Annotated in this window: 13 protein-coding genes and 1 riboswitch; of the genes, 10 read left to right on the forward strand and 3 right to left on the reverse strand. The window is 54.7% G+C overall.

Annotated elements, in window-relative coordinates:
- Positions 1 to 217: 217 nt before the first annotated feature.
- Positions 218 to 3,304 (forward strand): autotransporter domain-containing protein, encoded by a 3,087-nt coding sequence (locus H5P17_RS16550; RefSeq protein WP_182824066.1) that lies wholly within the window; start codon positions 218 to 220, stop codon positions 3,302 to 3,304.
- Positions 3,305 to 3,398: 94 nt separating this feature from the next.
- Here the strand turns inward: H5P17_RS16550 and rluF are convergent, their stop codons facing one another.
- Complete coding sequence (gene rluF, locus H5P17_RS16555) at positions 3,399 to 4,184, reverse strand: 23S rRNA pseudouridine(2604) synthase RluF (RefSeq protein ID WP_182824068.1); 786 nt, start codon at positions 4,182 to 4,184, stop codon at positions 3,399 to 3,401.
- Between the two features lie 167 nt (positions 4,185 to 4,351).
- Here rluF and H5P17_RS16560 point away from each other — a divergent pair, with 167 nt between their 5' ends.
- Both H5P17_RS16560 and H5P17_RS16565 read left to right on the forward strand, forming a co-directional pair.
- Entirely contained in the window at positions 4,352 to 4,612 is a 261-nt protein-coding gene (locus H5P17_RS16560; protein WP_044554605.1) for a type II toxin-antitoxin system Phd/YefM family antitoxin, read from the forward strand.
- Positions 4,613 to 4,918 carry a type II toxin-antitoxin system RelE/ParE family toxin gene (locus tag H5P17_RS16565; RefSeq protein ID WP_044554606.1) on the forward strand — a complete coding sequence of 102 codons (306 nt, stop codon included), beginning with the start codon at positions 4,613 to 4,615 and terminating at the stop codon, positions 4,916 to 4,918.
- A gap of 17 nt (positions 4,919 to 4,935) precedes the next feature.
- Here H5P17_RS16565 and H5P17_RS16570 read toward each other — a convergent pair whose 3' ends face one another.
- Positions 4,936 to 5,385: a helix-turn-helix domain-containing protein gene (locus H5P17_RS16570; RefSeq protein WP_182824070.1), complete on the reverse strand. Its 450-nt coding sequence runs from the start codon at positions 5,383 to 5,385 to the stop codon at positions 4,936 to 4,938.
- A gap of 93 nt (positions 5,386 to 5,478) precedes the next feature.
- On the opposite strand from H5P17_RS16570, the gene H5P17_RS16575 reads away from it, so the two are divergent.
- From H5P17_RS16575 to H5P17_RS16590, 4 genes are all read left to right on the forward strand, one after another.
- Positions 5,479 to 6,711 carry an MFS transporter gene (locus tag H5P17_RS16575; RefSeq protein ID WP_182824071.1) on the forward strand — a complete coding sequence of 411 codons (1,233 nt, stop codon included), beginning with the start codon at positions 5,479 to 5,481 and terminating at the stop codon, positions 6,709 to 6,711.
- 192 nt (positions 6,712 to 6,903) lie between these two features.
- Positions 6,904 to 7,611: a GntR family transcriptional regulator gene (locus tag H5P17_RS16580; RefSeq protein ID WP_182824073.1), complete on the forward strand. Its 708-nt coding sequence runs from the start codon at positions 6,904 to 6,906 to the stop codon at positions 7,609 to 7,611.
- 9 nt (positions 7,612 to 7,620) lie between these two features.
- Positions 7,621 to 8,598, forward strand: coding sequence for a sugar phosphate isomerase/epimerase (locus H5P17_RS16585; protein ID WP_182824075.1), 978 nt, complete (start codon positions 7,621 to 7,623; stop codon positions 8,596 to 8,598).
- A 106-nt stretch (positions 8,599 to 8,704) separates the two neighbouring features.
- Entirely contained in the window at positions 8,705 to 9,970 is a 1,266-nt protein-coding gene (locus tag H5P17_RS16590; RefSeq protein WP_044554611.1) for an MFS transporter, read from the forward strand.
- Between the two features lie 41 nt (positions 9,971 to 10,011).
- Here H5P17_RS16590 and H5P17_RS16595 read toward each other — a convergent pair whose 3' ends face one another.
- Positions 10,012 to 10,437, reverse strand: a complete 426-nt coding sequence (locus tag H5P17_RS16595) for a GNAT family N-acetyltransferase (RefSeq protein ID WP_044554612.1) — start codon at positions 10,435 to 10,437, stop codon at positions 10,012 to 10,014.
- Positions 10,438 to 10,505: 68 nt separating this feature from the next.
- Positions 10,506 to 10,607: riboswitch (TPP riboswitch) on the forward strand.
- Positions 10,608 to 10,643: 36 nt separating this feature from the next.
- Between H5P17_RS16595 and thiM the strand changes: the two genes are divergently transcribed.
- From thiM to H5P17_RS16610, 3 genes are all read left to right on the forward strand, one after another.
- Positions 10,644 to 11,438, forward strand: coding sequence for a hydroxyethylthiazole kinase (gene thiM / locus H5P17_RS16600; RefSeq protein WP_182824077.1), 795 nt, complete (start codon positions 10,644 to 10,646; stop codon positions 11,436 to 11,438).
- A complete protein-coding gene (gene thiD / locus H5P17_RS16605; RefSeq protein WP_182824079.1) occupies positions 11,435 to 12,235 on the forward strand; it encodes a bifunctional hydroxymethylpyrimidine kinase/phosphomethylpyrimidine kinase in 801 nt (266 codons plus the stop codon). Before thiM ends, thiD begins: the two co-directional genes overlap by 4 nt.
- A gap of 84 nt (positions 12,236 to 12,319) precedes the next feature.
- Positions 12,320 to 12,778, forward strand: coding sequence for an inhibitor of vertebrate lysozyme family protein (locus H5P17_RS16610; protein WP_182824081.1), 459 nt, complete (start codon positions 12,320 to 12,322; stop codon positions 12,776 to 12,778).
- Positions 12,779 to 12,949 lie beyond the last annotated feature (171 nt).

Genomic DNA, 12,949 nt, shown 5'->3' on the forward strand with positions numbered 1-12,949 from the left:
TCACCTGACGCGTTTAGCGAGGGTGGATGATCAATACCGATCCGCAGTCCCCATAATTTTGGCATCGAGACGTTAGCGCTGGGGGGCAATAAGCTAGTGTCTCGATGACAAATCAGCCTGTGTTCTCGCAAACGCGCCGCGCATCCTCTAATGCATTGAGTTTTTCATATAAATAATAACTTTGATGGCATCAAGATAATTGGGCCGGAGAGAAAACATGAAAGATAAAACATCGCATGACTTAGCGGTAAGAAAACCGCTTTCGAAAGTTTACCTCGCACTTTTTTCCGCACCGTTGATATTGATTGGCCCCGCCGACGTGGCACGTGCCGATGATGCTATTTTTGATGGTGAATCACGTATTACAGAATCTTTGACTTACACTGGGGATGTTTACGTCGGCCGTAATCAAAGTGGAAACCTGTTGATCGATAATGGCCAAATCAATGCCTATAACGTCAATATCGGCCGTCGTGCTAATGGTCAGATATACGAAAGCTTGGTCACGGTCAAAGGGCCGAACGCCGTATTAAACGCGATCAATGACCAATCCGTTATGCACGGCAGTCTGAATCTGGGGCTGGGGACGTTAAGGGTTGAAGAGGGGGGATTGGCGACGGCGGAAGAGATTATCGTCGGCACCACCGGGGGATACGACAGCCATCTTAATGTCAAAGGGGCCGGTTCCCAGGTGATCAGTGAAAGACTCGGTCTCGGCTTCGGACAGGGCGCACGTTCAACCTTGCTGATTGAAGATGGCGGGGTAGTGACCACCACGGCCGCCGCCAGAATCGACAGCGGTTTCCGTCCCGACGAGGCTGACAAGCTAAACCCCAAAGCCACGATAACCGGCAATAACTCTCTGTGGAATATCACCCAGTCGCTCACCGCCAATGGCGATGTGGACGTGCTGAACGGCGGCGCGGTCAACGTCGGTAGCGCGGAGATCGCCGGTGTTTCAGGCTCAAGAAAAACCGCAGAGCTTTATATCGCCGGCAACGGTTCGCGCTTTACCAGTGCGGGCAATGTCAACGTGGGGGATTATGGCAACGGGGTGCTGTCGGTTGTTGATGGCGGCTCATTCTCTGCCGGCAGCAATGAGCTGCGGCTGGGGGATACCGGATCAGGCTCTAACCGCGGCGCGTTGGTTATCGGCAGCCGCGGCAATATGGATACCGGCACCGGCTTGACCGAACCTACGCTCGGCGCGGCGGGTGGTGCGGGGATTGTCGATGCCCAAACGGTGGTCAATCTGCGTGGCGGGTTGTTCGGCAGCTACGTTTACTTTAATCACAATTCAGATAACTACGACTTCCGCAACAAGATGGTCGGCGAAGGCGAAGTCATCAACACGGCCGGTCAGACGACGCTGAGCGGCGACCTGACTCAACTCCAGGCGAATGTGACCGCACGCGGCGGGAAAATCACCATTGCCAGCGACATCAATACGCAGCAAGAAGACAACGTTTTCGATGTGCAGACGCTGAGCGCCGAGAATGGCGGCACGCTGATCCTTAACGCCACTGCCGGCTCCGACGTCAGCAATGGTCTGGGTTACAGCAGCGCCGCGTCAATCAAAGCCGGCGGGACGCTGGGCGGTAACGGTACCTTGGGGCAGACTGAAATTCAGTCCGGCGGCCACATTTCCCCTGGCGACGGCAACATCGGCACCCTGACGCTGAAACGTTATCTGAATTTCCTGGGTGAATCCTTCTACGATGTCGATATCGCCGGTGATGGCAGCAGCGACAAACTGGTCGTTGCAGGCAAAACCACCATCAGCGATCTGGCCAAGGTGCAGGTGACCGCGTTGGATCCGCAAACCAGCTATCAAACCGGCCAAAGCTATCGCATTTTGACCTCGGACGGCGGGATTGACGGTCGGTTCGCTGAAGCCGTCTCAAAATCTGCATTTTTGGATGTCGCACTTAACCACAGCACCAACGCCGTGGATCTGACGATTGCGCAAAAGGGCGGTAACCCAGGCGAGGGCGGCAACCCAGGCGAAGGTGGCAATCCGGGCGAAGGTGGCAATCCGGGCGAAGGTGGTAACCCAGGCGAAGGTGGCAATCCGGGCGAAGGCGGTAACCCAGGCGAGGGCGGCAACCCAGGTGAAGGTGGCAACCCAGGCGAAGGCGGCAACCCAGGTGAAGGCGGCAACCCAGGTGAAGGCGGCAAGCCCGGTATTTTCCAGACGGTCACGCAAACCAGTAACCAGTGGAATACCGCCGGTGCGCTCTCGACGTTAGCGCAAAGCGGTCCTTCGCTGGCTCTGTATAACTCCCTGCTGTTATTGAGCGCGCCGGAAGCGCGTGATGCGTTCAATCAACTGTCTGGCGAGGTTTACCCTTCCATCCAGTCTAATTTGATCGCCGGCAATAACATGCTGCTCAACGTGTTGAATCAGCGCATGCTTCGCATATTTGATAACGATGCATTACCGGTTCCACCGTTGGCAATGACGTTGGTTCAACCGGCTCAGGCTGAAAACAACGGCGTTTGGGGGCAGACGTTCGGCTCCTGGATGAGAAACAGCGGTAACGACAACGTTGGAAAATTGGACGGCCACACCAGCGGTTTCCTGTTGGGCGCCGATCGTAAGCTCGCTGACCACAGTATCCGCGTTGGGGGATACGTGGGCTATAGCCGCGGCGACTATGATGTCGATAGCCGTCGCTCCAGTTCCGACAGCGATAATTACCACCTGGGTCTGTATGCCGCAGGGCAGCAGGATGCTTTCTCCCTGCGCGGAGCGCTGGGCTATACCTGGCACCGACTCGAAAATGAGCGCAACGTTAATTTCGGCAATTACTCGGATCGGCTCAAGGCGGACTATGACGCAGACTCACTGTTGGCGTTCACCGAAGCGGGTTACCGTTTTGGCCAGTTGGACGCGAATATCGAACCGTTCGTCAACCTGAGTTATATCCGTTTGCATACCGATAACTTCCAGGAGAAAGGCGGTGCGGCGGCGCTGAGCGTCCGTAATGAAACGATGAATACGTTCTATTCGACGCTGGGCGTACGGGGTTCTACCGAGCTGCCGAAAAACGTCAGCCTTTACGGTTCATTAGGCTGGCAGCATGCTTACGGCGATAAAAACACGTCATCGCGCATGGCGTTTGCCGGTAGCGATGCGTTTATCACGCAGGGGCAGGCTGTAGATGACAATCTGCTGGTGGCAGACGTGGGGGTGAGCGTGAAACTGTCGCGTTCCACCTCGTTAGATCTTGGTTATCAGGGGCAGTACGGTTCTGATACCCAGGTCAATTCGGTCAATGCCAACATCCGATGGTCATTCTGATTCACTGAGGAAAAGGGCCTTTGGTATTGAGATGTCGTTGGGCAACATGCAGTTTTATCTGGTTGCCTGGCGATATCTCTGCTCCAGAAAACGTTCACTCCTTATCGAGACTTTCGCTGACATCTGGCGCTTGCAAATCGGGCTGGCGAACATCCTCGCAAGATGAGTGCTCAATCAGCTTAAACAGCTCGCTCTTTTCGTCACTGGTCAAATCTCGCCATTCGCCCAGCGGCAATCCTGTCAGATCGACATTCATAATGCGCACACGCTCAAGTTTGGTGACTTGATAACCAAAGTATTTGCTCATACGGCGGATTTGGCGGTTAAGGCCCTGAACCAGCGTGATGCGAAACACCTGCGGCGCAACTTTCTCCACCCGGCATTTTTTCGTTACCGTATCCAGGATGGGAACACCCGCGCTCATTCCTTGAATAAACGCGTCGGTCAGCGGTTTATCGACGGTAACCAGATACTCTTTTTCGTGGTTATTGCCGGCCCGCAGGATCTTATTGACCAGTTCGCCGTGATTGGTCAGGAAAATCAGCCCTTGGGAATCTTTGTCCAGACGGCCTATAGGAAAGGTGCGTTTGCTGTGATTGACGAAATCACCGATGTTATTTTGCACGTGCTTTCCCATGCTGGTGATGACGCCCACCGGCTTGTTCAGCGCGATAAGCACCAAATCTTGCGCATCGCGTGGCTCAATCCGCTGGCCGTTAACTTGCACCACGTCCCCGACAAATACCTGCGCCGCCAAGGCGGCTAACCTGCCGTTGATGAAAACGTTGCCCTGTTGGATATGACGATCGGCGCAGCGGCGTGAACAGATGCCGCTGTCGCTAATGTATTTGTTAAGGCGAATGGATGGTTGAGTCAGCATGGTTTCCCCGTAAAACGGGGACTATACAGTAACCATTAAGGCCTTGCGAAGGGGCATATGGGGTAATGCGTAAACAAAAAGATCGCCCCCCAGTAAAATCGAGTGAATAATTTTTGTTCAAGGAATAGAATGAGCGAATCGAACGATTCAGTCGAAAGGTAATGAAAATGCATATTCTGACAGCTAATGAAGCCAAAACCCAGTTTGGCGATTTGTTGCTTAAGGCTCAGCGTGAACCGGTACAGATCAGCCGTAATGGCAAGCCCGTTGCGGTTGTGGTGTCTGCCGAAGATTACGAGCAAATTGAAGCGATGAAACTCCAACTGCTACAAATGAAGATTCAGCGTTCCCAGCATGATATGGCTATCGGCAATACCGTTGATGGCGATACGTTTTTCTCTGAACTGCTGGAGCAGGATAAAGGATAAATGGCCAGTTACCGACTGACCGGTGAGGCGCAAAGCGATATCCGGGAGATTCGCGATTACACACTGAGCAACTGGGGCATACAGCAATCCAGAGATTACCTTGTAAGACTGCGCCAAGTGTTAACCAACCTGGCGGAAATGCCAGGCATTGGGCAGCATCGAGTCGAGGATTTAGGGACCGGTGTTTATAGCTTTCCCTACGTTAGCCATATGATTTATTACTCTACAGCAAACAGCGAAATTACCATTCTTGCAGTTTTGCACCAAAGCCGCGTTCCTGCTAACCATCTGACGCGGCGGCTATAAGGTCCTACTAATGTGATTTACTCCTCACCCACCTTGATCACCTGAGTATTCAGAGGGGTGAGCGTTTGCCCGGTGCTTCCGGTCGGCGTCATGCGTGGGATCGGTTGGCCGCTGTCGCTTTCGACCAGTGTTGAATGTGCCTCTTGATCGGCAAACAGATGGTCTTCCCCCCATTGGCGCAAGCCGACAATCACCGGGAACAGGGCTCGGCCCTTATCGGTGAGAATATACTCCTGATAAGCGCTACCGTCCGAAGCCGGCGCGACCTCCAGAATGCCCTGTGCCACCAGGGTACGCAGACGGGTGGAGAGAATATTTTTCGCCATCCCCAGCCCCTTTTGAAATTCACTGAAGCGGCGTACGCCGTCGAAAGCGTCGCGCACAATCAACAGTGACCACCAGTCGCCAATCACATCCAACGTGCGTGCCACGGGGCACGGCGCATCTTCCAGGCTTTTACGTTTCACGTTATCCCTCCTGTTGCACGATCTGGTTGCATTATAAAACCTCTGCGCGTAATGTCCATTGAGTTTAATAATGAAACCACTTTGGAGTGAGCGATGAGTGACAAAACACTGGATCCGATCTGCGTATCTCAGGCGCAGCGGCAGCGGCGGCTGCCGGCTTCGCTGGTGTTGTTGCTGGCCGGTGCCAGCGCTTTTAGCGTGGCCAATGTGTATTACGCCCAGCCGTTGTTGGATGCCATAGCCCAGGAATTTGCTATCAGCGTGGCGTCGGTGGGGATGGTGATCACCGCTACCCAGCTTGGTTGCGCATTGGCGCTGTTGTTGGTGGTACCGCTGGGGGATCGCATTAATCGCCATCGGCTGTTAGCGGTTCAGCAACTGTTGTTGATTGCCGCATTGTGTATGGTCGGTTGGGCAAACAGCAGCCTGCTTATGCTGATCGGCATGTTGCTGGTGGGGTTATTGGGTACCGCGATGACACAGGGACTCATCGCTTTTGCCGCCACGCTGGCGGCACCGCATGAGCGTGGTCGGGTTGTGGGAGCGGCGCAGGGCGGCGTGGTGCTGGGTCTGTTATTGGCGAGAACCCTGTCCGGCGCGCTGGCAGACGCAGGAGGCTGGCGTACGGTGTATTTTTTTTCCGCCGGCGTGACGCTGGTGTTGCTGCCGATACTGGCACGTTTGCTGCCTGCACCGAACACACCGCCTTCAACGCTTGGCTACACCGCCTTGTTGCGTTCGATGCTGACGCTGTTGCTGTGCGATCGCACGTTGCAAATTCGCGGCATGCTGGCGCTGCTGATGTTTGCGGCGTTCAGTATTTTCTGGAGCGCATTGGTGCTGCCGCTGAGTCAGGCACCGTTCAACTTTTCGCATTCGGTGATTGGCGCCTTTGGTCTGGTGGGCGCGGTAGGGGCGCTGGCTGCGGTGCGAGCAGGGCACCTGGCGGACCGCGGCTTGGCGCAGTTGGCGAGCGGCATCTGCCTGCTGCTGTTGGTGCTGGCCTGGCTGCCGCTCGGCATGCTGGGCTATGGCCTGGGGTGGTTGATTATCGGCATTGTATTGCTTGATTTGGCAGGCCAAGCCATTCATGTGTTGAATCAGAGCCTGATTTTCAGCGCACATCCGCAGGCGCATAGCCGGTTAGTAGGCGTCTACATGCTGTTTTATGCCATTGGCAGCGGGCTCGGCGCTTTTGTCAGCACTCACGTATTCGCCCTGGCGGGGTGGCAGGGAGTGTGCTGGCTGGGGGCGGGCGTCAGCTTTATTGCCCTGGTGTTCTGGGGGCTGACGTTGCGTGCGATGCCGACGGCGTCGGGAAAATGACGCTCTGTTTGATTCTGCCGGCCCATTGCTGAATCCTTAGAAAGAAATGACCTGAGGGGGATCTTGCCCGAGATTGGCAGATCCCTTCTGTTCTGAGACCGAAGTCACACATAAAATCCAATGCCCCCATTGTTTGTCATAATTCCCCGCGATACTGTTGTGTAATCTGGTTTAAACCAATTAGGTGTGGATATGGAAAACAGCTCAACCGTTGAATTGGCAAAGGCCAGGTTGAATAACTGGCTGAGCCAGGGGGCAATAGCCCCGGGTGACAAGCTTCCCTCGGAGCGAGAACTGGGAGAATTGCTGAACATCAAGCGCATGACGTTACGTCAGGCGCTGTTGTTCCTGGAAAGCGAGTCGAGGATCTTCCGCAAGGATCGTCGGGGTTGGTTTGCGGCATTGCCGCGTTTTAACTACAACCCCAATTCCTCCACCAGTTTCAAACAGGCGGCTATCGAGCAGGGTCGTTGTCCCTCCTGGGGTTATATGACCAAAGAGTGCGTATTGGCAGCTCCGGAGTTTATCAAAGAGTTATTACAGGTCGACGCGGGGAGCGAGATCTACAAGATCTCTGGCTGGGGGGCGCTGGACAATCACATCGTGTTTTATCACGAAACCTTTATCAGTCCGCGAGTGGCGCCCGGCTTTATCGAACGCCTGGGGGAGAACTCATTTGCCGAGGTCTGGGAACAGGCTTATGACACTGCCACACGAACCCGCCACTTGGCCTTTAAACCGACTCGATTATCCGGTGAGGCCTGCAAGATGATGGGCGGAAACGCCAGCACGCCTGCGATTTTGGTCGAAAAGCATCGTGCCGATGCCGAACGCCGGATCGTGCAGGTGGATATCGAACACTGGCGCTTCGAGTCGGTAGATTTCTTTATTAACTTATAGGTGAATATCATGGATCGCTTAACGGCGGAGAAAGTCCTTCTACGGGCGCAGAGCTTGCCCCTTTACCTGCATGCGTACGCCTTTCACCTCAATATGCGTATGGAGAAGATCCTGCCCGAGGATTTGCTGAGCATCGCCCATCAGCAGCGGTTGCGAGGGGTTAAGGTACATGTGCTGGATGGGGAAAGTCAGGCGCTTTGTCATGCTGATGATGCCCGATTGCGCCGGTTTGGCGAACAGGCTCGTCGCTATGGATTGGATATTCATATCGAAACCAGCGCCTCCGACTCGCAAACTATCGATCAGGCGGTGAATATCGCGCTGAAATGCGGGGCCAGTTCGGTGCGTTTTTATCCGCGTTATCAGGGAGCATTGCAGGAAGTGCTGGCGCGTATCGGTGCGGATATTCAGTACATTAAGCAACGTTATCAGCACAGTGGCCTGAGCTTTACTTTGGAACAGCACGAAGATCTCAAGAGCCATGAATTGGTCGGCCTGGTCCGGGCGGCAGATTTCCCTCAACTTTCCCTGCTGTTTGATTTCGCCAACATGATTAACGCCAATGAAGAGCCGCTGCCGGCACTGGCGGCAATGAGTGGGGAAATCACTCAGGTGCACATCAAGGACGCAATTATTGTGCGAGAGAACAAGGGCATGGGGCATCGTGCCTGTATTTCCGGACAGGGAGATTTGCCATTTAGAGAACTGTTATTGGGGCTGATCTGTCTGGGTGAAGAGCAACCGCAGGTCACCGCCTATGGGTTGGAAGAGGAGGTGGATTATTACGCACCGCCGTTTCGTTTCAGCGACGAAGGGGATAATCCTCCCATTCCATGGCGAGAAATGAGTGAAACAGCGTTACCGGCACAGGGATTGGAAGAGCGATTAAAGAAAGAATCCCAGGATGCTTTAAATCAAATTCACTACGTTCGCGCCATTATCGAAAGTTTAATGCAACAAGCCCGGGAACTGTTAACCCCGGCATAATATAAAAATAAACCTATAAAAAACACATTCTCGTTGATGTGGATGCACGCTCGCCTCGTCAACGGGGAAACAACACCGCTTATTAATTATCGGCTGTGAGGGGACTATGTTAACTAAAAAAAGATGGGCATTATTTAGCTTGTTGGTTTTATGTGGAGGGACAATCTATAAATTGCCTTCTCTTAAAGATGCTTTTTATGTTCCGATGCAACAGTATTTTCACTTGAGTAACGGTGAAATAGGCAATGCCATGTCGGTTAACTCGATTGTGACGACCATTGGCTTCTTCTTATCAATCTATTTTTCCGATCGCCTGCCGCGACGTTTTACCATGTCGTTTTCGCTGATTGCTACTGGCCTGCTCGGCATCTATCTTTCCAGCATGCCGGGGTACTGGGGCATACTGTTTGTCTGGGCGCTGTTCGGCGTAACCTGCGACATGCTGAATTGGCCGGTGCTGCTCAAGTCGGTGAGTATGCTGGGGGATAATACTCAGCAGGGGCGGTTGTTCGGCTTTTTTGAAACCGGGCGCGGGGTTGTCGATACGGTGGTGGCCTTTTCTGCGCTGGCGCTGTTTACCGCTTTTGGCAGTGGCTACCTGGGGTTTAAGGCCGGCATATTGTTTTATTCGGCCATCGCCATCAGCGTAGGGATTATTATTCTGTTGGTGATGAAAGAAAGCCCAGAGGAAAAATTACCCGCGAAAGAAGAAGCCCCCGTCAATAAAAAACCGGGCATGGGCAGCGTATTAAAAAACAAAACGGTATGGCTGATTGCCTTCAGCGTTTTCTGTGTTTACGCAGTGTATTGCGGATTGACGTTCTTTATTCCTTTCCTTAGCCATGTCTATGCGCTGCCGATTGCACTGGTGGGCGCTTACGGGATCATTAATCAGTACTGCCTAAAAATGGTTGGGGGGCCGATCGGTGGTCTTATTGCCGATAAAGTATTAAAGTCTCCCAGCAAATATTTATTTTATACCTTCATTATTAGCGCCATTGCGCTGGCGTTATTAATCCTGTTACCGCATGAGCAAATGCCGGTTTACTTGGGCATGGCCTGTACGCTGGGATTTGGTGCGGTGGTCTTTACCCAACGGGCGGTGTTCTTTGCCCCCATCGGTGAAGCCGGCATTGACGAAGAACATACCGGTGCGGCTATGGCACTGGGCAGCTTTATCGGTTATGCCCCGGCGATGTTCTGTTTTAGCCTGTACGGCCATATTCTCGACGCTTTCCCTGGGCTGACCGGCTACAAGATCGTCTTCGGGCTGATGGGCGCGTTTGCCTGTGCCGGGATCATAGTGTCGGGGCTGTTGGTCAGAAATATCCGCGCACGCGCAAAACTGACCCCGGCAGCCTCTGTCGCCTGAGCCGGGGGCATTAATGGACGGGCACGGTTAGCGCCGTGCCCTTACTTGGCCGGAGAATACAGCAGATAATATTCTTCACCGCCGTCATTGCCGGTGGTGATGGTTCGCCAGCCGTGCTTGTGGTAAAACGCCAGCGCCTTCTCATTCTTCACCAGGCATTTCAGCGAACCGGTGGCGGTGAAGGTCTGTTCCGCGGCTTGTAGCAGTGCGCTGCCAACGCCGAGCGGTGGCAGATGCGGATCAACATACAGGTTGTGAATAAAGTTGTCCTGCCGATAAATCGACACAAACCCCAGCCGTTTTCCCTGATCTACTGCCACCCAGATGTCCTCGCCCAGCGTTGAGCGATCGAAATCTTCCAGCCGGTAATCTTCGGTATCACGCCACGGAAACGCCGCTTTACGCGAAGCCAGATACAGGGTGCGCAGGAAGGGGCGATCGGCCTCTTGGTATTTTCTTATCTGCATGGCACCTCCTTTTTATTTTTTGACACTATAGCGCGATTGACCTCACCGGCGGCAACCCCAATAATGGCCGTCTTGACTCGGGGTGCCCTGCGCGATGCGTGGTGGCTGAGATTTTACCCGTATTACCTGATCTGGATTATGCCAGCGTAGGGAAGTCTCGGTGCCCCAACCGGTACCCGCCTTCTTGAACGCCGGTTGGGAGGAATATGCTCGCTCGACCTGATGTTTTACCCGGTGCTCGCGCCGCGGCCTGTTTGACTCAATTTAAACGCCAATCGCCCCTGATCCATTGCCTGACCAACGAAGTGGTGCAGGAACTGACGGCTAACGTCCTGTTGGCGCTCGGCGCTTCGCCGGCGATGGTGGTGGAACCGACCGAAGCGGCGCAGTTCAGCCGACTGGCGGATGCGTTGCTGATCAACATCGGCACCCTCAATGCATCACGCGCCGAATCCATGCTGGCCGCGGTGGAAGCCGCCAACCTGGCACAAACTCCCTGGACGCTGGATCCGGTAGCGGTCGGCGGGTTGGTCTATCGCACTGCCTTTGCCCATCGTCTGCTGGGCGAGAGGCCGGCGGCGATCCGCGGCAACGCTTCTGAAATCATGGCGCTGAGCGGTCTGCAGGCTAACGGACGTGGCGTCGACAGCGCAGACGACTCGCTGGCGGCATTGCCGGCGGCGCGTGAATTGGCGCTAAACAGCGGGGCCGTGGTAGCGGTAACCGGCGTTGTCGATTACATCACCGACGGTCAGCATGACTGGGCGGTCCCAGGCGGCGATGTACTGATGACGCGCGTGGTCGGTACCGGCTGCGCACTTTCGGCGGTGGTGGCGGCATTCTGCAGCCTGCCGGGCGATCGGCTGGATAACGTGGCAACCGCCTGCCGGGTGATGTCGCTTTGCGGTGAACGGGCCACGCGCCGTGCCGCCGGACCGGGCAGTTTCACCCCGGCATTCCTTGACGCCCTTTACCAGCTGCGTCCGGAGGAACTGCAATGAAACGGATTAACGCACTGACTATTGCCGGGACCGATCCGAGCGGCGGCGCCGGCATTCAGGCCGATCTAAAAGCTTTTTCTGCGTTGGGGGCCTATGGCGCCTCGGTGATTACCGCGCTGGTGGCGCAAAACACCCGTGGCGTGCAGTCGGTCTACAACATAGATCCGGCCTTTGTCGCCGCTCAGCTGGATTCCGTCTTCAGCGACCTGCGCATCGACAGCACCAAGATTGGCATGTTGGCTAATGCCGATATCGTGCAAGCGGTGGCGGAGCGTTTGCGCCATTACCGGCCGTCGTTTGTGGTGCTGGATACCGTAATGCTGGCGAAAAGCGGCGATCCTCTGCTGGCGCCGGAAGCGGTGGACTCGATCCGTCGCGAGCTGTTGCCGTTGGTGTCGATCATCACGCCGAACTTGCCTGAGGCGGCGGCGCTGCTGGCATGCGCCCCGGCAGAAAATGAGCTTCAGATGCGCGAGCAGGGTCGGGCGCTTTTGGCGATGGGGTGTCAGGCGGTGTTGATGAAAGGGGGCCACCTTAGCGAAAGCGAAAGTCCGGATTGGTTGTTTACGGCCGAGCAGGAGCAGCGGTTTACCGCACCGCGCGTGGCAACGCGACATACTCATGGCACCGGCTGTACGCTGTCTGCCGCCCTGGCGGCGCTGCGGCCGCGTCACAACGACTGGGCCGGGACGGTCGCTGCCGCCAAGGACTATTTGCAACAGGCACTGCTGCAGGCCGATACGCTGGAAGTGGGGCACGGCATCGGGCCGGTACATCATTTTCATGCCTGGTGGTGAGTCAACTTTTTGCTACCCTTGTGGTCTGACTAGTTCTAGACCCGGCTTGGGCCGGGTACAACCGATTTTTCTAGGGAGAAGGCCATGACAGGACAAAACGCACTTCGCGGCGCCATCTTCGGCGCGTTACTCAGCTTCAGCGTGGGCGGTTTCGCTCAGCAGATCGTCACTACCTCTGACGTGATCCAGCAGCCGGGTTACCAGACCAGCTGGCAGAATATGGTGAAAGGCCAGGCTCGCCTGCCGGGTTGGGCGCGCAAGGGGGTGGGCACCTCAACCCCGGCACAGAGCCTGAGCTGGAAGGGGCAGAACTATCTGGTGGGCAATTTGTGCAAGCCGCATGATTGCGCCAACAACTTTATGATAGTGGCGTTTAAGGAAGACAAATCACAGGCCTGGGCCGTGCGCGTCGAGGTGGCAGATAAGCCGGAAGCGGTTGATCATCCGAAGAAATACGCCAAATATCAGTGGCTGGGTAAACCGAACGACGATATGAAGGCGCTGTTGAAGCAACAGTTCGAGAATAATCCCGACTGGAAATAGTCCATATTCGGCTGAATGTGGTCACATTCAGCCGAGTTTTTATTTTAATTTTTTATATTTTAAATTTATCTAACATAAATAAAATACCATAGGATAAATATTATTACGTATTTGCTTAATTCATTTCGTATTCTTTTTTATACTGTTTTTTATCTTCTTTTTATTTAATGG

This window comes from Serratia sp. OS31, from assembly GCF_014164835.1.
Lineage (GTDB): Bacteria > Pseudomonadota > Gammaproteobacteria > Enterobacterales > Enterobacteriaceae > Serratia > Serratia liquefaciens_A.

Excerpts from the sequence above, each read along its gene's own strand:
- H5P17_RS16550 (WP_182824066.1), top strand. The coding sequence starts at position 218 with ATGAAAGATAAAACATCGCATGACTTAGCGGTAAGAAAACCGCTTTCG.
- rluF (WP_182824068.1), bottom strand. The coding sequence starts at position 4,184 with ATGCTGACTCAACCATCCATTCGCCTTAACAAATACATTAGCGACAGC.
- H5P17_RS16560 (WP_044554605.1), top strand. The coding sequence starts at position 4,352 with ATGCATATTCTGACAGCTAATGAAGCCAAAACCCAGTTTGGCGATTTG.
- H5P17_RS16565 (WP_044554606.1), top strand. The coding sequence starts at position 4,613 with ATGGCCAGTTACCGACTGACCGGTGAGGCGCAAAGCGATATCCGGGAG.
- H5P17_RS16575 (WP_182824071.1), top strand. The coding sequence starts at position 5,479 with ATGAGTGACAAAACACTGGATCCGATCTGCGTATCTCAGGCGCAGCGG.
- H5P17_RS16580 (WP_182824073.1), top strand. The coding sequence starts at position 6,904 with ATGGAAAACAGCTCAACCGTTGAATTGGCAAAGGCCAGGTTGAATAAC.
- H5P17_RS16585 (WP_182824075.1), top strand. The coding sequence starts at position 7,621 with ATGGATCGCTTAACGGCGGAGAAAGTCCTTCTACGGGCGCAGAGCTTG.
- H5P17_RS16590 (WP_044554611.1), top strand. The coding sequence starts at position 8,705 with ATGTTAACTAAAAAAAGATGGGCATTATTTAGCTTGTTGGTTTTATGT.
- H5P17_RS16595 (WP_044554612.1), bottom strand. The coding sequence starts at position 10,437 with ATGCAGATAAGAAAATACCAAGAGGCCGATCGCCCCTTCCTGCGCACC.
- thiM (WP_182824077.1), top strand. The coding sequence starts at position 10,644 with ATGCTCGCTCGACCTGATGTTTTACCCGGTGCTCGCGCCGCGGCCTGT.
- thiD (WP_182824079.1), top strand. The coding sequence starts at position 11,435 with ATGAAACGGATTAACGCACTGACTATTGCCGGGACCGATCCGAGCGGC.
- H5P17_RS16610 (WP_182824081.1), top strand. The coding sequence starts at position 12,320 with ATGACAGGACAAAACGCACTTCGCGGCGCCATCTTCGGCGCGTTACTC.